The following is a 20,713-nucleotide window of genomic DNA, read 5'->3' on the forward strand; positions in this document are numbered from 1 at the left end:
TGGCGGCGGCGGGGCCGCCTTGCCTGCACATAGCTATGCTGTTGGTCCGCAGCATGCCAAACATGCGCGGCTTCCTCCGAAGGGCGGCCTGCCTGCTCCTCGATATCCTCCGCCTCCACCCGGTCCGACAACATCATGGCTCGCACTCTTTCCGCCCTTGCCGACGATCTCGCCTCCGGCCGGACCACTGCGCTTGCCCTCGTGCGCGAGGCGCAGGCTCGGATCGACGCGCCGGAGGGGGAGGGCAAGCTCGCCTTCGTCAAGGTCCATCGCGAGGCGGCGCTCGCCGCGGCCGAGGCGATGGACAAGCTACGGTCTGCGGGGCTGGCGCCGTCGCCCTTTGCTGGCATCCCGATCTCGGTGAAGGATCTGTTCGACCTCGCTGGCGAAGCGACCACGGCCGGCTCGGTCGTACTGGCCGATGCGGCTCCGGCCGAGCGCGACGCGCCGGCAATCGCACGGCTGCGGCGCGCCGGCTTCATCGTGATGGGTCGGACCAACATGACCGAGTTCGCCTTCTCGGGGCTCGGCCTCAATCCGCATTACGGTACGCCGGCTTCGCCCTATGACCGCACGGCACGCCGCATTCCCGGCGGTTCTTCTTCGGGGGCAGCCGTGTCGGTCGCGGACGGCATGGCCTATGCCGGTATCGGCTCGGACACCGGCGGCTCCTGCCGCATCCCCGCGGCGTTCTGCGGCATCGTCGGCTACAAGCCGACCGCAGCCAGCGTGCCGCGCGAGGGTGCCTTTCCGCTGTCGCAGACGCTCGATTCGATCGGGCCGCTCGCCAACAGCGTCGAATGCTGCCGCGTGCTGCACGAGATCATGAGCGGAGCCGAGCTGCCGAAGGAGGTCCCGACCAGCCTGGGCGGGCTGCGCATCGCCGTGCCGCAGACGGTCGCGCTCGACGGGCTCGACGCCCATGTCGCGGCGAGCTTCGACCGGGCGCTGGAGTTGCTGGCGAAGGCCGGCGCCGTCGTGATGGATACGCCCCTGGAACGCTTCGCCGAAGTCGCCCGGATCAACGCCAAGGGCGGCTTCGCTGCCTCGGAGGCCTACGCCCATCACCGCGCCCTGATCGAGGCGAAGGGCGATGGCTACGATCCACGCGTGCGGACGCGGGTTCTGCGCGGCCGCAACCAGGATTGCGCCGACTATATCGAGCTCACCCATGCGCGGGCCGCTTTCGTCGCGGCGATGCGCGAGGAGGTTTCTGCCTTCGACGTGCTGGCCATGCCGACCGTGCCGACCGTCGCGCCGACCATCGCCGAGCTCGCCGAGGACGACGAGGCCTTCACCCGCATCAACCTGCTGATGCTGCGCAACTCGACGCTGGTCAACATGATGGATGGTTGTGCGATCTCGCTGCCGATGCATCGTGCGGGCGAGGCGCCGGCCGGGCTGATGCTGGCACGGGCCGGCGGCGGCGATGCTGCGCTGTTTGCGATCGCAGAGGCGGCGGAAGCGGCTCTGGCCGGCCGCTGAGCCGCGCCCGGAGCCTGCGAGCCATGCATGGAAATGGCCTTCCGGGCCTCCGCATCTTTGGAGAACATGACCCCATGAATCAGAACGATGCCGCCGCCGCGCTCTCCGTCTGGGTTGCGCTCGAGAGTCCCACGAACCATGCCGCCGGGCTGAACGGCATGATGGATCTGGTCCAGAAGGATGTCGAAGGGCTGCCGATCGCGCTCGAGCGCATTCCCGGCCGCGACGGGCTCGGCGACATGGTCATGCTGCGCGCCGGCCTCGACAACGGCCAGCCGGCGGTCGCGGTGATGTCGCATCTCGATACGGTGCATCCGGTCGGCACGAGCTCCAAGGAGCTGCCGGTCAGGATCGAGGGAGACCGCCTCTACGGCCCCGGCGTCTACGACATGAAGGGTGGCGCCTGGCTCGCGTTGCAGGCCTTCAAGCAGGTCGCGATCGCCGGCAGCGCCAAGCGGCCGCTGGTCTTCCTGTTCACACCGGACGAAGAGATCGGTTCGCCGACCAGCCGCGGGTTGATCGAGGAGATCGGCCGGAATTCGTCAGCGGTGCTGGTCACCGAGCCGGCGCGGCAAGGCGGCAGGATCGTCACGGCGCGCAAGGGCGTCGGCCGCTTCGATGTCAGGCTGGAAGGCCGGCCGGCCCATTCCGGGTCGCGCCATGCCGATGGGCGCAGCGCCATCCGTGAGGCGGCGCACCAGATCCTCGCCGTAGAGGGCATGACCGACTATGCCCGCGGCATCACGACGAGCGTTGCCCTGGTCGGCGGCGGAACGGCGGCGAACGTCATCCCGCAGCATGCCTGGTTCAGCGTCGATTGCCGCGTCACCACGCTCGCCGATGGCGTGATGATGGAGAACCGCATCCTCAGCCTCAAGCCGCACGACCCCGATGTGAAGCTGCGCATCACCGGCGGCATGAACCGGCCGCCCTATGAGAAATCGGCGATGGTGGCGGAGCTGTTCGCCAAGGCGCAGAAGGTCGCGGCCGGCATCGGGCTCGACCTGCAGGACTGCCCGATGACGGGCGGCGGTTCGGACGGCAACTTCACCGCCGCGCTCGGCGTGCCGACCCTCGACGGCCTCGGCATCGACGGCGACGGCGCACATACGCTGCAGGAATACGCGCTGATCTCCTCGATCGCCCCGCGCCAGGCGCTGATGAAGGGCCTGCTGGAGACGATTTGAAGCTCCCGTCCCGGGGCACGGGCTTCCTAAGGGAAACGCAGCTCATCCCGGACGACCGTAGGGACACCCGGGATGCCCCCCGGGGTTTCCTTTCCAATATGAACAAAAAAGCCCCCCGCGAGATGCGGGGGGCTTTGTCTTTTCCTGGGTTGCCGGGCTCTCAGGTCTGAGATTCGCCCATGCCGCCGGCGGCGAGGAATTTCTCGAGCCAGTGGATGTTGTATTCGCCGTTGAGGATGTCCGGGTTGCGCACCAGGGTCCGGAACAGCGGCAGGGTCGTGTCGACACCGTCAACGACGAACTCGTCGAGCGAGCGGCGCAGGCGCATCAGGCACTCGTCGCGGTTGCGGCCGTGAACGATCAGCTTGCCGACCAGCGAGTCGTAGTGCGGCGGGATGGTATAGCCCTGGTAGGCAGCGGAATCGACGCGCACGCCGAGGCCGCCCGGCGTGTGGAACGAGGCGATCTTGCCGGGCGAGGGGCGGAACGTCGCCGGATGCTCGGCATTGACCCGGCACTCGATGGCGTGGCCCTCGATGACGATGTCCGACTGCTTGAGCGAGAGCGGCGCGCCGGCGGCGATGCGGATCTGCTCGTTGACGAGGTCGATGCCGGTGATCATCTCGGTGACGGGATGCTCGACCTGGATGCGGGTGTTCATCTCGATGAAGTAGAACTCGCCGTCCTCGTAGAGGAACTCGATCGTGCCTGCGCCGCGATACTGCAGTTCGCACATCGCCTTGGCGCAGACTTCGCCGATCCGGTCGCGTTCGCTGGCGTTGAGGGCGGGCGAGGGGCCTTCCTCCCAGACCTTCTGGTGGCGGCGCTGCAGCGAGCAGTCGCGCTCGCCCAGATGGATCGCATGACCGCGGCCGTCGCCGAGCACCTGGATCTCGATATGGCGCGGCTTCTCGAGATATTTCTCGATGTAGACCGCATCGTCGCCGAAATTGGCCTTGGCTTCGCTACGGGCCGTGGCGAGCAGAACGGAGAGTTCCGCCTCGTTCCGCACGACCTTCATGCCTTTGCCGCCACCGCCCGACGCGGCCTTGATGATGACCGGGAAGCCGATCTCGCGAATGATCTTCAGCGCCTCCTCGTCATCCGCGATGCCGCCTTCCGAGCCTGGCACGCAGGGGATGCCGAGGCGCTTGGCGGTGCGCTTGGCCTCGATCTTGTCGCCCATGCTGCGGATATGCTCGGCCTTGGGGCCGATGAAGGTGATGTTGTGCTGCTCGAGGATCTCGGCGAAGCGGGCGTTCTCGGAGAGGAAGCCATAGCCGGGATGCACGGCATCGGCGCCCGTGATCTCGCAGGCGGCGATCAGCGCGGGGATGTTGAGATAGCTCTCGCGCGCCGACGGCGGGCCGATGCAGACGCTCTCGTCGGCGAGGCGCACATGCATCGCGTTGGCATCGGCGGTGGAGTGGACCGCGACCGTCGCGATGCCCAGTTCCTTGGCTGCGCGCAGGACACGCAGCGCGATCTCTCCACGGTTTGCGATCAGGATCTTGTCGAACATCTTGAAACCCAAATCCGACCCGGCGGCGAGCGGCGCCGCGCTCACTCGATCACCAGCAGCGGCTCGCCGTATTCGACCGGCTGGCCGTCTTCGACGAGGACGGCCGTGACCGTGCCGGCGCGGGGCGCGACGATGTCGTTGAAGGTCTTCATCGCCTCGACGAGCAGGATGCGCTCACCCTGCTTCACGACGCTGCCGACCTCGACGAAGGGCTTGGCCTCGGGCGAGGGGCGGCGATAGGCGGTGCCGACCATCGGCGAGGTGACCGCACCCGGATGGGCGGCGGTCGGCTTGCTCTCGACCGGGGCGGCCGCGACCGGCGCGGCTGCGACGGCCAAGGGCGCCGCGGCCGGGACCTGAACGGTCGTGGTGATGCTGCGGGCGACGCGGACGCGCAGATCGCCCTTCTCGACCTCGATCTCGGTGAGATCGGTCTGGTTCAGGAGCTCGGCGAGCTCGCGGACAAGTTCGGGATCGATCGGGCTCTTGGTCGCCATGGCGGGTGTCACCGTCTTCTTTAGATTCTCGGATGGGCCGGCCGCAGAGCTGCCGTCCCGTTCATTCGGTTTTCAGGCGGCCTTCGCCGCCCGCTTTTCCAGCAGCGGCACGATGGCATCGAAGGCCAGCTCGTAGCTCGCGACGCCGAAGCCGCAGATCACGCCCACGCAGACCGGCGCCATATAGGAATGGTGCCGGAACTCCTCGCGTGCATGCACATTCGAGATATGAACCTCGATCGCCAGAGCATCGACGCCCTTGATCGCATCGCGCAGCGCCACCGAGGTGTGGGTGTAGGCACCGGCATTGATGACGATGCCGGCCCCGGCAAGGCCCGCCTCCTGGATGAAGGTGACGAGCTCACCCTCGAAATTGGTCTGGCGGAAGCTGAGATCGACACCCCCAGCCTCGGCCCGGCGCCGCAGCCTTTCCTCGACGCCGGCCAGTGTGACCGCGCCATAGGTTCCCGGTTCGCGGGTGCCGAGCAGGTTGAGGTTGGGTCCGTTCAGGACGTGGACGGCGACCATGGAAGGCGTTGATTCCGGCGCCGCGCGCGGGCGGCAGGAGCCGCCCTCATAAACGTTGCGGGGCGGCAGGGGAAGCCTGAAGGGCGCCCGCCGGCCCGATGACGCCGCAGCGTGAGCGCCGTTGCGGGTCAGCCGGCGCAGTCGGTCTTGCCGCAGCGGCGCACGGAGTCGATCTTCTGCTTCAGCGCGGCCTGGCCGACGGCGCCGAAGACGATCTCGTCGCCGACAATGAAGGCGGGCGTGCCGGTGAGGCCGAGGCGGTCGCCGAGCGCGACCGTGTCCTCGATGGCCGCCTTGGTGGCCGGGGCCTCCATGTCCTTCTTCAGCCGCTCGACATCGGCGCCGGCCTCCTTGGCGACTTCAAGCGCCTTGGCAGCGTTGACCTTGCCCTTCACGGCCATCAGCTTGTTGTGGAAATCGAAGTACTTCTGGCCCTGGAGCTGGCTCTTGACGGCAACCGCGACGCGGCTCGCCTCGACCGAATCGGGCCCGAGGATCGGGAAGTCCTTCAGCACGACGCGGAGCTTCGGATCGCTCTTGGCGAGTGCCGTCACGTCCTCCATCGCCCTTTTGCAGAAGCCGCAGTTGTAGTCCATGAACTCGACGAGGGTGATGTCGCCTTCGGGGTTGCCGATGATGACGGAGGTTGCCGGGTCGCTGATCCGCGCCTTCTCGGCGGCGACCGCGCCGCGCTGCGCCTCGGCCTGGGCGACGGTGTTGCGGCGCTCGAGCTCGATCAGCGCATCCTGGATGATCTCGGGATTCTTCAGCAGCGTCTCGCGGATCAGGTCGGTCACCGCCTTGCGCTGCTCGGGCGACAGGGGCTGGCCCTGTGCCATGGCGGGCACCGCGGAGACCGCGAGCCAGAGGCCGAGCGCGAGGGCGGCGGGCCGCAGGCAGGCGCGCGCCAGGCTGGTGAGGGTCCGGAAAGCCATCTCGTTGTCCTTTCAAAGCCGCCGGGCGGAGAATGACCCACCGGAACAAAGCACTCGTAAGCGCGAGCTTGTGTGTCTTCGCCGCCCGAAGGTCAAATCACAGCTCTGCCAGCAGGGCGGCGGTTGCGGGCAGGCTCCGGCTCGGCTACGCGGGCTCGGCCCCTCGATGAACCGGACAAGTCGATGCAGAAGCCCCCGTTTTCGCCCGCTGCGCTGCCTGCCCTCGCCGAGCGCGCCGAGCGTGTCGCCCCCTTCATCGTCATGGACGTGATGAACCAGGCGGCCGCGATCGAACGTCGCGGCGGCTCGGTGGTGCATATGGAGGTCGGCCAGCCCTCGGCGCCGACCCCGGCCTCGATCCGCGCTTCGGTGGCGCGGGCGCTGGAAGACGGGCGGATCGGATACACGCAGGCTCTCGGCACGGATTCGCTGAGGGATCGCATCGCGCGCCATTATCGCGAAGCTTATGGCGTCGACGTGGCGGCCGAGCGCGTGGTGGTGACGACAGGCTCGTCGGGCGGCTTTATCCTGGCCTTCCTCGCCTGCTTCCAGCCGGGGTCGCGGATCGCGATCACGGCGCCGGGCTATCCGGCCTATCGCAACATCCTCATCGCGCTGGGCTTGGAGCCGGTCGCGATCGAGGTCGGGCCCGAGACGCGCTTTGCGCTGACGCCCGAGCTGATCGAGCGCGCCCATCGGGAAAAGCCGCTGGCCGGCGTGCTGACGATGAGTCCGGCCAACCCGACCGGCGTGGTGATGGCGCCGGACGCGATCGCCGAGGTCGCGGCCTGCTGTCGCAGGCTCGGACTCTGGTACATCTCGGACGAGATCTACCACGGGCTGACCTATGACGCGCCCGCTACGACAGCCCTTGCGGCCGACCAGAACGCAATCATCGTCAACTCGTTCTCGAAATACTATTGCATGACCGGCTGGCGCGTCGGCTGGCTCATCGTGCCCGAGCGGCTGGTGCGCACCATCGAGCGGCTCCAGCAGAATTTCTCGATCTCGGTGCCCTATCTCAGCCAGGTGGCGGGAGAGGCGGCCTTCGACGCGACGCAGGAATGCGAGGCGATCAAGGCCGGCTATGCGCAAAACCGCGCCTTCCTGCTCAAGGCCTTGCCCGAGATAGGTCTCGGCGATTTCCTGCCGGTCGACGGCGCCTTCTACATCTATCTCGATATCGGCCGGTATTCGAACGATTCCATGGCCTTCTGCCGCAGCGTCCTCGAAGAGGCCGGCGTCGCGATCACACCGGGGCTCGACTTCGACGAAGGGCGCGGCGCCCGCACCGTGCGACTGTCCTTCGCGGGCTCGCTGGCGGAATGCGAAGAGGCGGTCTCCCGCATCGGTGGCTGGCTTGGGAAACGTTGAGGCATAGTGCCTCGTCCCCCTTGCAAGAATCCGCAGAACCTCCGCATTCTCCGCTTGGGATAAGGGGAGATCGACCATGGACGTCGCTGCAGCCGGCAGGGCTTCTGCGAGGCGCTTTTCGGCGCTGTCCTCAGCGATCCTGATCTCTGCGCTCGTTTCGGTCGCCCTCCTGCTCGCCTTCGGCTTGATCGGGACGGCGCGCGCCGAAACCGAGGCCCCGGTCGTCCTCAACCTTCGCGGCGACGAGACGCCCGAAACCATCCGCAGGATGGTCGATGCGCTGTCGGGCCGGCCAGTGGAGATCCGGGTGGGCGGCGTGCCGACCGCGCCGCCCGCGGCGCTCCCGAAGGAGACCCCGGGCAAGGCAAAGCCGTCTGCGGCAACTCCCGCGCCTGCGCTGTCGATGACGGATGAGGAGGGCTTCCAGGCCGAAGTCAACGCGCTCGTCGACCGTTTCGTCGACGGCGTCGAATATGGCAGCACCTCGATTCCCGCGATCGGCGAACTGCCGGCCGACTGGGACCAGTCCTGGCAGCGTAATCTCAATGGCCGGGAGGGTCCGACGGCCGGCTGGCGCGTCTTCGGGATCATCTGCCTCGCGCTCGCCGTCGCCCTCGCGTTCCGGATCGCGACGGCCCGATGGTTCTGGCGCAAGCGCCAGCCTGCGGGGCCGGAGTTCACCCCCCGCCTCATCGCCTCGTCCTGGGGGCTGCTCCAGGATGTCGCGGCGATCCTGCTGGCTCTTGCCGTGGTGCGGATCGCCCGCAACGCCTGGCTCCCCGACAGCGACCTTGCGAACATCGCGCTGTCGATTGGCGCCAACGGAGCCGCGATCGGCGCCATCTATATCGCGGTCGGCCGGTTCCTGCTCTCGCCGGGCACCCCCGAACGCCGCATCATGCCACTGCCGCGCGCCGAGCGGCATTTCCGGCTGCTCGCCGTCTACTCCGTCGTGACGCCATTGATCGTGACGGGCATCCTGCTGGCCAATCAGGTCAGTTCGGGCCCGCGGCCAGTCACCGGGCTCATCGCGCTCACCGGTCTTTTCGTCACGCTGTTCAAGCTCTGGTGGTTCCACGATGCGCGGCACGATCTCGCGGCGCTGGTCCTGTCCGGCTCGTCCGAGCCCGGGCCGATCCGACGTTTGATGGCGGCAGGAGCGGCATGGTTCTACATGGCGACGACGGTCGTGCTCTGGATGGTCAGCAGCGGCGCGGCGATGATGTCGAACGGCGGGCGTTGGGCCGAAGCGTCGGCCCTGTCGCAGGCTGCGCTCATCATCGTCCCCATCGTTGCCGTCGGTGTCGCCAGTCTGCTCCGTTGCCGCGCGGCGCGGCGCGAGGCGGAGCAGGGCGTAACACCCGTGCTGCGCGCCACCGGTGCCGCTTTGCGGGCCGCCGCCGTCGGGTTGATCTGGGCGGCCGGCTTCTTCATCCTTGCGCGCCTCTGGGCGGGGCTTCTGCTTGGTGTCAGTTCGGCGCAGTTCGCTGCCGTCATGCGCCAGACTGGCGGCGTCGCGGTGTTCGCCTTCGTCGGCTGGGTGGCCCTGGTCTTCCTGCACGCGTTCTTCGATGCCTATGCGCCGCGACACCGCGTGGTCGGCCCCGCCGATGAGGACGTCGCGCATGAGGAGGACGTGCCGAGCCGTCTGGCCACCGTGCTGCCGGTGCTGCGCGGCGTCGTGCTCGGCGCCGTGCTCGGCCTCACCGTCCTGGTGGTGCTCTCGCGCCTGGGCGTTGATATCGGTCCGCTGCTGGCAGGTTTCGGTATTCTCGGCCTCGCGATTTCCTTCGGCTCGCAGGCCCTGGTGCGCGACATCGTCTCGGGCGTGTTCTTCATGCTCGAAGATGCCTTCCGCGTCGGCGAATATGTCGATACCGGCCGGCTCAAGGGCACGGTCGAGAAGATCTCGCTGCGCTCGATGCAGCTGCGCCATCAGAGCGGGCAGATCCACACCGTGCCCTTCGGCCAGGTCCAGTCGCTGACCAATGCCAGCCGCGACTGGGCGACAGTGAAGTTCAATGTCCGCCTCGACCATTCCGCCGATCTCGAGCAGGCGCGCAAGGCCATCAAGAAGGTTGGCCTCGCCTTGCTGGAGGACCCCGAATACGGGCCTCACTTCATCGCGCCGCTCAAGATGCAGGGTGTGGCGGATATTACCGACCAGGCGATCGTGGTCCGGCTGAAATTCACCGGCAAGCCCAATCAGGCGTCGATGCTGCAGCGCGAGGCGCTCAAGCGCGTCTATCGCGCGTTGAACGAGGCGCACATTCCCTTCGCTTCCAACGCCGTCACCGTGCGCGGCGGCGAGGGAGGAGCGCAGAGCCAAGCTGCCGCCGCGATCTCGACGGTGCCGCCGCCGACCCCGCTGGCGCCGGCAGCGAGCTGATAGGCGAGAGACGGGTTCGCCGATCGGCTCGCGGTGAAAGCTGATCGGAACGGCTAGAGCAAGAAGAACAGGCCGAATCCCACGACAGTCAGTCCGCCCCCGAACAGACTGGCGAGGCGGGCCGTGCTGGCGACGACGCCACGTTCAGCGCTACGATTTGCGCGCTCGGCGTGGTCGAAACCCGCCTCGGCGCGATACTGGCTGGCGTGGAGATCGGGCGTCATTTGCGGGCCGATCGGCCGATTGCCTTCGAGTTCGATCCTGACTGCGAGGAAGACGACGAGGAGGCCGAGGAGCCCGACGCCGAACCAGCCTATGGCGCACCAGGCGAGATAGGCCAGACCGAGCAGCCCGATCGCGCACAGGAGGAGGAGAACGTCACGTTCCCTGTTTCGAGGCGGCTGCATCGGCTTCTTCCCGGCTCGGCGATCATCCATCGACCACAATGCCGAGCCGGCGCCAGGCTGCCAAGCACCGCGAAAAACAAAGCCCGCCGCGGGTGGCGGCGGGCTTCGTTATCTACCGTTCGGAAACCGGGCGCTCAGGAGCGGCCGGCGAGCCTGTTCCACCAGCCGCCGCGCTTCGGCCGGTTCGGGTCCGGCTCCGTCAGCACGACCGCGACGGGCTCCTCGGCCGGGGCGGGCGCGGGGGCCGGCTCGGGCGCTGCAGCGGGCTCGGCCGGGGCCGCGGCTTCCTCGGCGGCTTCCGTTACGGCTTCAGGCTGCGCCTCAGCGGGGGCCGGAGCGGTGTCCGCGGCTGCTTCCCCGCCTTCGGTGATCGGCACGACCTTCTTGCGCGAGCGGCTGCGCTTCGGCTTCTCCGCAGGCGCGGCTTCCGCCGTGACCGTCTCAGCCTTGTCTTCGGCCTCCTTGGCGGCCTCAGCCTTCGGCTTGCGGGCGCGGCTGCGCTTCGGCTTCGCCGGCTCGGCAGATGCCGCCTCTTCGGCGGCCGGTTCCGGCGCGGCTTCGGCGACAGGCGCCTCGATCACGGCCTCGGCAATGACCTCGACATCCGCGCCCTCGGCCGCGTCGTCTCCCTCCTCGCCCTCATCACCCTCGGCGTCCTGGCCCGCGTCGAGCTGCTGGCCCTGGTCGTCGCGCTCTCCGCCACGCCGACGACGGCGGCGACGGCGGCGGCGGCGATTCTCGCGGTCGCCTTCGCCGCGTTCGCCCTGGGCTTCGCCGGCGGTCGTCTCGTTGTCGCCGGTCTCGGCGTCGAGAGCGGCAGCCTCAGCAGCAGCGTCCAGCGCCTCGTCATCGACATCGGAGGCGATGGCTTCGGCCTTGAAGCCGGTCGGGATCACGCGACCTTCATTGCCGACGAACTCGCCGCGCTCGACCTCGAAGTAGCGAGTGCCTAGCAGGTTCGGATCGGTCGAGATCGTGATCGCGATGGCGAACCGGTTCTCGAGATCGGTGAGATGGGCGCGCTTCTGGTTGAGGACGTAGAGCGCGACCTCCGGCCGGGTGCGGACGGTCAGGTTGTGCGAGGCGCTCTTGATCAGCGTCTCCTCCAGCGCGCGCAGGATCTGCAGCGCGACGGACGGCGTCGAGCGGATCATGCCGGCGCCGGCGCAGTGCGGGCAGGGCACCGAGGAGCTCTCCAGCACGCCGGTGCGGATGCGCTGGCGCGACATCTCCAGCAGACCGAAGGCGGAGATGCGGCCGACCTGGATGCGGGCGCGGTCGTCCTTCAGGCACTCCTTCAGCTTCTTCTCGACGGCGCGGTTGTTCCGGTTCTCCTCCATGTCGATGAAATCGATCACGATGAGACCGGCGAGGTCGCGCAGCCTGAGCTGCCTTGCGATCTCTTCCGCCGCTTCGAGATTGGTCTTGAGCGCAGTGTCCTCGATGTTGTGCTCGCGGGTCGAGCGGCCCGAGTTGATGTCGATCGCGACCAGCGCTTCCGTCTGGTTGATGACCAGATAGCCGCCGGACTTCAGCGTCACGGTATTGGAGAACATAGCGTCGAGCTGGCTCTCGACGCCGAAGGCGGCGAAGAGCGGGGTCTGGTCGCGATAGGGCTTCACGCTCTTGGCATGGCTCGGCATGAGCATGCGCATGAAGTCCTTGGCCTCGCGATAGGCCGTCTCGCCGGCGACGTGAACCTCGTCGATGTCCTTGTTGTAGAGGTCACGAATCGAGCGCTTGACGAGGTTGCCCTCCTCATAGACCAGCGCGGGCGCGACCGAGGCGAGCGTCAGCTCGCGCACGCTCTCCCACATCCGCATCAGGTATTCGTAGTCGCGCCGGATCTCGACCTTGGTGCGCGAGGCGCCGGCCGTGCGCAGGATGAGGCCCATCCCCTCCGGAACCTCGAGCTCCTGGGCGATTTCCTTCAGGCGCTTGCGATCCTCGGCGTTGGTAATCTTGCGCGAGATGCCGCCGCCCTTGCCGGTGTTCGGCATCAGCACCGAATAGCGGCCGGCGAGCGAGAGATAGGTGGTGAGCGCCGCGCCCTTGTTGCCGCGCTCTTCCTTGACGACCTGGACCAGGATGATCTGGCGGCGCTTGATCACCTCCTGGATCTTGTACTGGCGGCGCGACTGGCGGTGCGGGCGCTCCGGCATGTCGTCGAGGGCGTCGCCGCCGCCGAGCTGCTCCGGCTGCTCGTCGGCCTCGTCGCCGTTTTCCTCGTCGTCGCCGTCCTCGGAGCCTTCGTCCTCGGAAGGCTTGCGGGCCTCGACTTCCGAAGCCTCGGCGTCTTCGGCGGAAGCCTCATGAGCCGAGTCGGTCGTCTCGACCGTCTCGAAGGTCAGCGGCGCGGCATTCTCGGCGGCGTCCTCGGTCGTCGATTCGGCAACCGCCGGGGCGAAGTACTCGCCGAAGGCCGGCGCGCCCTCGTTGACCATGGCGGCTTCCTTGCCGTCGGTCTCGACACGCTCCTCGGCGTCCTCGCCATTCGCCTCGACCTCGGCCGAGACGGTCTCGTCGGCGACAGCCTTCTTCGCGCGATTGTCGCGGTCTCCGCCACGGCGGCGATCGCGCCGGCCGCGCTTCTCGCGGCGCTCCTCGTCGCGCTCCTCGTCACGCTCGGCCCGCGCCTCGTCGTCGATGAGCGCCTGCCGGTCGGCGACCGGAATCTGGTAGTAGTCGGGGTGGATTTCGGAGAAGGCGAGGAATCCGTGCCGGTTGCCGCCATATTCGACGAAGGCAGCCTGGAGCGACGGCTCCACGCGCGTCACCTTGGCGAGATAGATATTGCCGCGGAGCGGCTTCCGGCTGGCGGATTCGAAATCAAACTCTTCGACGCGGGATCCGCGGACCACCACGACCCGGGTCTCCTCCGGGTGGGTGGCATCGATAAGCATCTTGTTGGCCATATGAAACTTCCATTGGCGCGGTCGCCGGTGCAGGCGCGGCTACGGATGACAATCCGCCGTCGCGTGCAGGGGCGCCGCGTGAAGGCCGGAACGAGCCGGCATGTTGCAGGAGGTGGGAAAGACTGGCCTGAACAGGAATACGGTTCGGGACACCCGCTCGGGCTTGAAGCCCGGCGCGGTCCCGCAGGTTCGGACGGTTCACCTGAGGTGCTAGCGTCGTCTTATGCCCCGTCATCTGTCCTGACCTGCGATGTGCCTGCCTGGCGGCCGGCCCATCGCGTTTGCACGCTCGCGAGACAAGGTGGGGCGCAGAACACTCGCAATCCCCATACCAACCGTCTGCGGACGATCCGTTGCGGCTATCCCGCCGCCGCTCCCGAGGGAGAAGGTGGCACAGCCTGACCGGACGCCGACGGATCGCTCGATCCGGGTGTGTCCCATGGGCAGGCTGACGGGCAGCCAATTCCATTACAGACAGGTGATGGTGATTTGCAAGTCACATGACGGCCGCATTTCGCCGACCCCGTCCCCAAGCGGTTCACGCCCTCCATAAGAGGTGGTAACCGCCTCTTAAGATTTCACCCCCGTTATGGTTAAGCCTTGGTGACATCAAACGGGATTTTCCAGCTGTTTTTGCGCATGCGCCACGCTGTTCAGGGCCCTGAAGGTCGGTCGTCCCGCGGTTTCCTGCGGGGCGCTGCCCTCATCGCCTTTGCGTGCGGGCTCGCGCTCGCCTCTGCGCCGGCCCGCAGCGAGAGCAAGCCGCAGACCGAGTATCCGGTCGCGACCGACGCTCGCCTCGAGCAGAGCGGCGAAAGCGTGCGCCTGACCATGACGCTGTCCTCGATTGTGGAAGTGGAGGCCTGGGTGCAGGCATCGCCCGACCGCGTCATCGTCGAGATGCCGTCGACCAATTTCCAGATCCAGGGGAATGCCAGGAAGACGGCCGGCTTCGTCAGTGCCTATCGCTACGGCCTCTTCACTGCCGACAAGGCCCGAATCATCATCGATCTCTCGCAGCCGGCCACGATCGCCAGGACCGAGGTGAAGCCCGTGCGCGGCGGCTTCGGCGAACTCACGATCGAATTGAAGAAGACCGCGCGCGCCGATTTCCTCGCCGAAGCGGCCAAGACAAAGAAGGCGCAGGAGACGCCGGCACCGGCGATCCCTGCCGTCAAGCCGCCCGGCGAGACACGCCGAATCGTCGTCATCGACCCCGGCCATGGCGGCATCGACCCCGGCACCATGGTCGCTTCCATCTCCGAGAAATCTGTCGTGCTGGCCTTCGGCAAGGCGCTCAGGGAGCTGCTTGAAGCATCCGGCCGCTATCGCGTCGTGATGACCCGCGACGACGACCGCTTCGTCTCGCTCTCGGACCGGGTGCAGACGGGGCGCAGTGAGCAGGCGGACCTGTTCATCTCGATCCATGCCGATTCGCTGATGCAGGCGCAGGATGTGCGCGGGGCCACAGTCTATACCCGCTCCGAACGGGCGACCGACGCCGAGGCCGCCAAGCTCGCCGCCAAGGAAAACGAGGCGGATGCCGCCGCAGGCCTGGAGACGCGCGAGGAAGTGCAGGATGTCGCCGGCATTCTGATGGATCTCGCGCGACGCGAGACGCGGACCTTCACCGGCGTCTTCGCCCGCAACCTCGTCGACAAGCTCGGCGGCTCGATCAAGATGCACAAGATCCCGCTGCGCTCGGCGCGCTTCTGGGTGCTGAGCGCGCCGGACGTGCCCTCGGTGCTGATCGAGCTCGGCTATATGTCGAGCCCGAAGGATGCCGAACTGCTCAATTCCCCAGAATGGCGCGACAAGGCCGTGGCGGCGGTTTCCGCTGCTGTCGACGAGTATTTCGCGAGAGCGCGCGCCTCCGTCGGCAAGGCTGCGGAGAATCGCAACTAGCGCGTTTTCGGGCGAGGTGAATGCCGGTTCGCGTGAAGAAAACGCGATCAAACGACGAAACGGGGCAGCTCTGCGATTCGCAGAAGCGCGAAAATGCTCTGGAACCGGATCCGGTCAGGTTGAAACGACCCGATCGGCCAATCCGTCTTTCACATATCGATCACATATCGATGGAGAGCGGATGATTCGATCGGATTGCAGTGCAATCTGATCGGCGGGGGCTCCAGTATTGCGGTGGAACCGCTTCGTTCCGACCCATTGTCGGATCATGCGAAATGTGGTCTCAAGGCCACGGTTCCGCCATCTACGTCATGTTATAGCTCTGATTTGCGACGCGCCCCGATTTGGCGCCCGCCGGGTGGCAAAGATGGGGTCCAAGGCCTGAGATGCGGTTCATTCTGCGAATCTTCGGATGGTTGTTCGCCGCCGGTGCGATCGCCTTCGTGATCGTTGCTGCCTTGGCCGGCGGCCTGATCTGGCATTATTCGCAAGACCTGCCCGACTACGCCCAGCTCCGGAACTACGAGCCGCCGGTGATGACCCGCGTGCATGCGGGCGACGGCAGCCTGATCGCCGAATATGCCCGCGAGCGCCGTCTCTACCTGCCGATTCAGGCCGTGCCGAAGCTCGTCGTCGACGCCTATATCTCGGCCGAGGACAAGAACTTCTACAAGCATATGGGCGTCGATCCCGAAGGCCTGGTCCGCGCCGCGATCTCCAACTACCGTAACCGCAGCGCCAATCGCCGGCCGCAGGGCGCCTCGACCATCACCCAGCAGGTGGCGAAGAACTTCTTCCTGAGCCCCGAGCAGTCGATCGAGCGCAAGATCCGCGAGGCGCTCGTCGCGCTGAAGCTCGAATCGACCTACTCCAAGGACAAGATTCTCGAGCTCTACTTGAACGAGATCTATCTCGGCGCGCCGGCGCCGGGGCAGGGCAGCTATGGCATCGCCGCTGCCGCGCTGAACTATTTCGGCAAGTCGGTCCATGAGCTCAACCTGCAGGAGGCGGCTTACCTCGCCGCCCTGCCGAAGGCGCCCTCCGATCTGCATCCCTTCCGCAACCGCGACCGCGCGATCGAGCGCCGCAACTACGTGATCGACCGCATGGTCGAGAACGGCTACGTCAAGCGCGAGGTCGCCGAGGACGCGAAGAAGCAGCCGCTCGGCGTCAATCCGCGCACGGTTTCACCGAATCAGATCGCCGCCGGCTATTTCGCCGAGGAGATTCGGCGCGAGCTTCAGGACCGTTACGGCGAGAAGAAGCTGCTCGAAGGCGGCCTGTCGGTGCGCGCCACCGTCGATCCCAAGACGCAGTTGATGGCACGCAAGGCGCTGGTCGACGGTCTCGTGCGCTTCGACGAGGCGCGCGGCTGGCGCGGCGCGATCCAGAAGCTCGATATCGGCCGCGATTGGGGCGCCGCGGTTGGCGAATTGCCGGTCCTCGGCGACGTCGCACCCTGGCGGCTTGCCGTCGTGCTCGAATCCAGCGGTGACAGCGCCAAGCTCGGCCTGCATCCGCTGCGCGACAATGCCGGCCATCTCAACAAGGAGCGCCAGACCGTCACCCTTGCTGCCGACGGCATCAAGTGGACGCGCCGCGCGCGCGTCTCCCAGGCCGTCTCGGCCGGCGACGTCGTCTATGTCGAGCCGATCGACAGCCGGCCCGGCTATGTGCGCCTGCGTCAGCTCCCGGAGGTCAACGGCGCCATCGTGGTGATGGACCCGTTCTCGGGCCGTGTGCTCGCCATGGTCGGCGGCTTCTCGCATGACCAGTCGGAGTTCAACCGCGCGACGCAGGCGCTGCGGCAGCCCGGTTCGTCGTTCAAGCCCTTCGTCTACGCGACCGCGCTCGACAACGGCTACACCCCGTCCAGCATCATCCTGGACGCGCCGATCGAGATCGATCAGGGGCCGGGGCTCGGCATGTGGCGGCCAGAGAATTTCGACGGCAAGTCGACCGGCCCGCGCACGCTGCGCTACGGCATCCAGTTCTCGAAGAACCTGATGACGGTGCGCCTCGCCAAGGATGTCGGCATGCCGCTGATCGCGGAATATGCCCGCCGCTTCGGCATCTATGACGATCTTCAGCCCGTGCTGTCGATGTCGCTCGGCGCCGGCGAGACGACGGTGATGCGCATGACCGCCGGCTATTCGATGCTGGTCAATGGCGGCCGTCGCATCCGTCCGACCCTGATCGACCGCATCCAGGACCGCACCGGCACGACCATCTATCGTCACGATCAGCGCGTCTGCGAAGGCTGCAATGCCGACAAATGGGCGAACCAGTCGGAGCCGCGCCTGGTCGACAACCGCGAGCAGGTGCTCGATCCGCTGACCGCGTATCAGATGGTCTCGATCCTGGAAGGCGTCGTCAACGCCGGCACTGCGACAGTGGTGAAGTCGGTCGGCAAGCCGCTCGCTGGCAAGACCGGCACGACCAACGACGCCAAGGACGTCTGGTTCGTCGGCTTCTCGCCGGATCTCGCGGTCGGCGTCTATATGGGCTTCGACAAGCCGAAATCGCTCGGCACTTCGGCCACCGCCGGCCAGTATGCCGCGCCGATCTTCCGCGACTTCATGACGGTCGCGCTGAAGGACAAGCCGGCCACGCCGTTCCGTGTGCCGGCCGGCATCAAGCTGATCCGCGTCGACCCGAGGACCGGCATGCGGGCCGGCGGCGAGGGCGGCATCCTCGAAGCCTTCAAGCCCGGCACCGCCCCTCCGGACAGCTATTCGGTGATCGGCGCGGCGGGTGACGGCAGCGCGCCGCTTTCCGTCGGCCCCGGCGGCGGCGGGCGCGCCATCGGCTCGGGAACCGGCGGCCTCTACTGACGCCGGCACGGGACTTTTCGATGCCCGGAGCGATGCTCCGGGCATTTTGCATTCCCTGGACCAGGCACGCTCTTGCAACTCGCCTCGGCGCGGGCGTTTACAGCCGGCGCATTCCCCCCTATCTCAGCCCTCGAACACAGATCACAAGGACGTTTCGACGGAATCATGCGCCCCGAAATCCAGACGCAACTCGACAACGCCAAGCAGTCGATCGGACTGCTGAGGAGGCATCTTTGACTGGGATCAAGCCCAGCGCCGCCTAGCGGAACTCAACGCTCTCTCCGAGGGCCCCGATTTCTGGAACGATGCCGAAGCCGCGCAGAAGCTGATGCGCGAGCGGACCTCGCTGGAAACCCAGATCGAAGGCATCAGCAAGCTCGAGCGTGATCTCGACGATGCGCTGACGCTGATCGAACTCGGCGAGATGGAGGAGGACGACGCCACCGTCACCGAGGGCGAGCAGGCGATCAAGGCCATTCAGGACGAATCGGCGCGCCTTCAGGTCGAGACTCTGCTCTCCGGCGAAGCCGATATGCTCGACACCTATGTCGAGATCCATCCCGGCGCCGGCGGCACCGAGAGCCAGGACTGGGCCGAGATGCTGCTGCGCATGTACCGGCGCTGGGGCGAACGGCGGAAGTTCAAGGTCGAGACGCTCGAATACCAGGACGGCGATACCGCCGGCATCAAATCGGCGACGCTCCAGTTCAAGGGGCACAACGCCTATGGCTGGCTGAAGACCGAATCCGGCGTGCACCGGCTCGTGCGCATCTCGCCCTTCGATTCGAATGCGCGGCGGCAGACCTCGTTTGCGTCGGTCTGGGTCTATCCGGTCGTCGACGACCGCATCGTCATCGATGTGAAGGAGTCGGACTGCCGGATCGACACCTACCGCGCCCAGGGCGCCGGTGGGCAGCACATCAACACGACCGATTCCGCGGTGCGCATCACGCATATTCCCAGCGGCATCGCGGTCGCCTGCCAGCAGGAGCGCTCGCAGCACAAGAACCGGGCCAAGGCCTGGGAAATGCTGCGCGCTCGCCTCTACGAGGTCGAGCTGAAGAAACGCGAAGAGAAGGCCAACGCCGAGCAGGCTTCCAAGACCGATATCGGCTGGGGCCACCAGATCCGCTCCTATGTGCTGCAGCCCTATCAGCTCGTGAAGGACCTGCGCACCGGCGTGAGCTCAACGGCGCCTTCGGAGGTGCTCGACGGCGATCTCGATCCCTTCATGGAGGCGTCGCTGGCCCAGCGCGTCTACGGCACGGAGGTCGAGGTCGAGGATATCGACTGAGCCTTGCTCCGTTTCCCACGGTCCAAACAGAAAAAGCCGCGCAGGTTGCGCGGCTTTTTCATTGGATCAGAGGCTCAGAGTGCGTTGGCGAAGAGCTTGCCGCCAGCCCGCAGGAACCGTGTCGGGTCGACCGGTTCGTCGTTGATCCGGGTCTCGTAGTGCAGATGCGGCCCGGTCGAGCGGCCGGTCGAGCCGACCCGGCCGACCACCGTGCCGGCCTTGACCGTCTGCCCGACCGAGACCGAGATCGCCGACATATGGGCGTAGCGCGTGCTCAGGCCGTTGGCGTGCTCGACTTCGACCATGTTGCCGTAGCCGCCATTGTACTCCGCCGCGACGACCTTGCCGGGCGCCGTGGCGAGGATCGACGAGCCAGTCTCGGCGCGGAAGTCGACGCCCGTATGCATGGCGAGGCCCCGGGTGAAGGGGTCGGTCCGGTAGCCGAAATTGGATGTGAAATCGTGGTCGCCGGCCATCGGCCGGGCGAGGGGGAGCTGATCGATGACGCCGCGCAGGCGCATGACCGAGGCCATGCGCGGCTGCAGGGCGGCCAGCGTCGCCTCGAAGGGGCCGGCGGCGGGGTCCAGCTTGACCGGGACGAAGGGTCCGCCGACGCCTCCTGCGCTGTCCGGAGGCGTGAGGCGCTCGGCGTCGAGGCCGGTTTCCGCCAATGCGCTGCGGAGCCGCTTCTGAGTGGCGGCCAGCGTTTCGTCCATATCCTTCAACGCGACGATCTGAGCTTCGGTCGTGCTGGCCATGGCCTTGTCGAGCCGGGTCAGGGTTGCTTCGACGCGCTTCGCGGGCGGCTCGGCCGGTGCCTCGCCCGACTGCCAGCCCTCGGCCGCGTTGGCGTCGGCGCCACGCAGCGGCGGCGCTTCCGGCGCGGGCATCGGCTTGCTCGGCATGATCGGCGCGAAACTCGTGACGCCCGAGGCGCGGATCGGCTCGCCCGGCTTGATGACGTTCGCGCGCAGCGGCAGCTTCACGGCCGGCACGAGGCCGCTGGATTGAAGCGTGTCGGCGAGGGCGGCGACGAGCGACTGGCGCGATTCGAGTTCCGCCTGCCGGGTCGCAAGCTCGTCGACGCGGGTTTCGACACCGTCCTGGTCGAGCAGGGCGCGGCTGGCATAGCGGTCGATATCGGCGCGCAGGGCGGCGATTCGGTCCTCATAGGCGTATTGGCGGGTCGTTTCGCGGGCGATCAGCCGGGCGGCGAGATCGTCCCGGCTGAGGATGTACCAGCCGGCGCCGCCGGAGCAGGCCGTGGTCAGGGCGAGCCACGCCAGCCCGGCGACCATCGTAGAGCGGCGGATCGTGTAGGTCTTGTGGGTGACCAGGCCGACGGTCGAGAGAGCTGGGCCCGTTTGTGACTGATGATGCATACGCGGAACCGGAAAGAACGCTGCCGATGCCGCGATTAGAGATCGTTAGGGTTAATCTT

The 20,713-nt window shown here is 67.2% G+C and carries 14 protein-coding genes; 7 read left to right on the forward strand and 7 right to left on the reverse strand.

The genetic code is table 11. The annotated features are described in order from the left end of the window. Positions 1 to 135: 135 nt before the first annotated feature. A complete protein-coding gene (locus AB4Z10_RS13630) occupies positions 136 to 1,485 on the forward strand; it encodes an amidase (RefSeq protein WP_441470921.1) in 1,350 nt (449 codons plus the stop codon). A 74-nt stretch (positions 1,486 to 1,559) separates the two neighbouring features. Next, positions 1,560 to 2,672 carry a M20 family metallopeptidase gene (locus tag AB4Z10_RS13635; RefSeq protein WP_441470922.1) on the forward strand — a complete coding sequence of 371 codons (1,113 nt, stop codon included), beginning with the start codon at positions 1,560 to 1,562 and terminating at the stop codon, positions 2,670 to 2,672. A 160-nt stretch (positions 2,673 to 2,832) separates the two neighbouring features. On the opposite strand, the gene accC is transcribed toward AB4Z10_RS13635, so the two are convergent. From accC to AB4Z10_RS13655, 4 genes are all read right to left on the reverse strand, one after another. Further along, positions 2,833 to 4,194 carry an acetyl-CoA carboxylase biotin carboxylase subunit gene (gene accC / locus AB4Z10_RS13640; protein WP_441470923.1) on the reverse strand — a complete coding sequence of 454 codons (1,362 nt, stop codon included), beginning with the start codon at positions 4,192 to 4,194 and terminating at the stop codon, positions 2,833 to 2,835. 41 nt (positions 4,195 to 4,235) lie between these two features. Beyond that, a complete protein-coding gene (gene accB / locus AB4Z10_RS13645) occupies positions 4,236 to 4,691 on the reverse strand; it encodes an acetyl-CoA carboxylase biotin carboxyl carrier protein (protein ID WP_441470924.1) in 456 nt (151 codons plus the stop codon). Between the two features lie 72 nt (positions 4,692 to 4,763). Further along, entirely contained in the window at positions 4,764 to 5,219 is a 456-nt protein-coding gene (aroQ, locus tag AB4Z10_RS13650; protein ID WP_441470925.1) for a type II 3-dehydroquinate dehydratase, read from the reverse strand. Positions 5,220 to 5,347: 128 nt separating this feature from the next. Continuing rightward, entirely contained in the window at positions 5,348 to 6,154 is an 807-nt protein-coding gene (locus AB4Z10_RS13655; protein WP_441470926.1) for a DsbA family protein, read from the reverse strand. Positions 6,155 to 6,337: 183 nt separating this feature from the next. Between AB4Z10_RS13655 and AB4Z10_RS13660 the strand changes: the two genes are divergently transcribed. Both AB4Z10_RS13660 and AB4Z10_RS13665 read left to right on the forward strand, forming a co-directional pair. Next, entirely contained in the window at positions 6,338 to 7,528 is a 1,191-nt protein-coding gene (locus AB4Z10_RS13660; RefSeq protein WP_441470927.1) for a pyridoxal phosphate-dependent aminotransferase, read from the forward strand. 76 nt (positions 7,529 to 7,604) lie between these two features. Continuing rightward, positions 7,605 to 9,917, forward strand: coding sequence for a mechanosensitive ion channel family protein (locus tag AB4Z10_RS13665; RefSeq protein ID WP_441470928.1), 2,313 nt, complete (start codon positions 7,605 to 7,607; stop codon positions 9,915 to 9,917). 53 nt (positions 9,918 to 9,970) lie between these two features. Here the strand turns inward: AB4Z10_RS13665 and AB4Z10_RS13670 are convergent, their stop codons facing one another. Together AB4Z10_RS13670 and AB4Z10_RS13675 are read right to left on the reverse strand one after the other, a co-directional pair. After that, positions 9,971 to 10,324 carry a hypothetical protein gene (locus AB4Z10_RS13670; RefSeq protein ID WP_441470929.1) on the reverse strand — a complete coding sequence of 118 codons (354 nt, stop codon included), beginning with the start codon at positions 10,322 to 10,324 and terminating at the stop codon, positions 9,971 to 9,973. Between the two features lie 134 nt (positions 10,325 to 10,458). Further along, positions 10,459 to 13,239 carry an Rne/Rng family ribonuclease gene (locus AB4Z10_RS13675; protein ID WP_441470930.1) on the reverse strand — a complete coding sequence of 927 codons (2,781 nt, stop codon included), beginning with the start codon at positions 13,237 to 13,239 and terminating at the stop codon, positions 10,459 to 10,461. A gap of 639 nt (positions 13,240 to 13,878) precedes the next feature. Between AB4Z10_RS13675 and AB4Z10_RS13680 the strand changes: the two genes are divergently transcribed. The 3 genes from AB4Z10_RS13680 to prfB all read left to right on the forward strand — a co-directional run bounded on the left by AB4Z10_RS13680 (position 13,879) and on the right by prfB (position 19,272). Next, on the forward strand, positions 13,879 to 15,144 hold the full coding sequence (locus tag AB4Z10_RS13680; protein WP_441470931.1) for an N-acetylmuramoyl-L-alanine amidase: 1,266 nt from the start codon (positions 13,879 to 13,881) through the stop codon (positions 15,142 to 15,144). Positions 15,145 to 15,530: 386 nt separating this feature from the next. Continuing rightward, entirely contained in the window at positions 15,531 to 17,978 is a 2,448-nt protein-coding gene (locus AB4Z10_RS13685) for a penicillin-binding protein 1A (RefSeq protein ID WP_441470932.1), read from the forward strand. A 165-nt stretch (positions 17,979 to 18,143) separates the two neighbouring features. Then, positions 18,144 to 19,272, forward strand: a protein-coding gene (gene prfB, locus AB4Z10_RS13690) for a peptide chain release factor 2 (protein ID WP_441470933.1) whose coding sequence is annotated in 2 segments (ribosomal slippage) — positions 18,144 to 18,212 and positions 18,214 to 19,272 — 1,128 coding nt in all. Because the reading frame shifts where the segments join, the coding sequence is not laid out codon by codon here. Positions 19,273 to 19,346: 74 nt separating this feature from the next. Here prfB and AB4Z10_RS13695 read toward each other — a convergent pair. Beyond that, positions 19,347 to 20,654 carry a M23 family metallopeptidase gene (locus AB4Z10_RS13695; protein WP_441470934.1) on the reverse strand — a complete coding sequence of 436 codons (1,308 nt, stop codon included), beginning with the start codon at positions 20,652 to 20,654 and terminating at the stop codon, positions 19,347 to 19,349. Positions 20,655 to 20,713: the final 59 nt, after the last annotated feature.

It is taken from the genome of Allobosea sp. RAF48 (assembly GCF_052114025.1).
In the GTDB taxonomy this organism is placed as follows: domain Bacteria; phylum Pseudomonadota; class Alphaproteobacteria; order Rhizobiales; family Beijerinckiaceae; genus Allobosea.

Coding starts and splice junctions, on each gene's coding strand:
- AB4Z10_RS13630 (WP_441470921.1), top strand. CDS start 136: ATGGCTCGCACTCTTTCCGCCCTTGCCGACGATCTCGCCTCCGGCCGG.
- AB4Z10_RS13635 (WP_441470922.1), top strand. CDS start 1,560: ATGAATCAGAACGATGCCGCCGCCGCGCTCTCCGTCTGGGTTGCGCTC.
- accC (WP_441470923.1), bottom strand. CDS start 4,194: ATGTTCGACAAGATCCTGATCGCAAACCGTGGAGAGATCGCGCTGCGT.
- accB (WP_441470924.1), bottom strand. CDS start 4,691: ATGGCGACCAAGAGCCCGATCGATCCCGAACTTGTCCGCGAGCTCGCC.
- aroQ (WP_441470925.1), bottom strand. CDS start 5,219: ATGGTCGCCGTCCACGTCCTGAACGGACCCAACCTCAACCTGCTCGGC.
- AB4Z10_RS13655 (WP_441470926.1), bottom strand. CDS start 6,154: ATGGCTTTCCGGACCCTCACCAGCCTGGCGCGCGCCTGCCTGCGGCCC.
- AB4Z10_RS13660 (WP_441470927.1), top strand. CDS start 6,338: ATGCAGAAGCCCCCGTTTTCGCCCGCTGCGCTGCCTGCCCTCGCCGAG.
- AB4Z10_RS13665 (WP_441470928.1), top strand. CDS start 7,605: ATGGACGTCGCTGCAGCCGGCAGGGCTTCTGCGAGGCGCTTTTCGGCG.
- AB4Z10_RS13670 (WP_441470929.1), bottom strand. CDS start 10,324: ATGCAGCCGCCTCGAAACAGGGAACGTGACGTTCTCCTCCTCCTGTGC.
- AB4Z10_RS13675 (WP_441470930.1), bottom strand. CDS start 13,239: ATGGCCAACAAGATGCTTATCGATGCCACCCACCCGGAGGAGACCCGG.
- AB4Z10_RS13680 (WP_441470931.1), top strand. CDS start 13,879: ATGCGCCACGCTGTTCAGGGCCCTGAAGGTCGGTCGTCCCGCGGTTTC.
- AB4Z10_RS13685 (WP_441470932.1), top strand. CDS start 15,531: ATGCGGTTCATTCTGCGAATCTTCGGATGGTTGTTCGCCGCCGGTGCG.
- AB4Z10_RS13695 (WP_441470934.1), bottom strand. CDS start 20,654: ATGCATCATCAGTCACAAACGGGCCCAGCTCTCTCGACCGTCGGCCTG.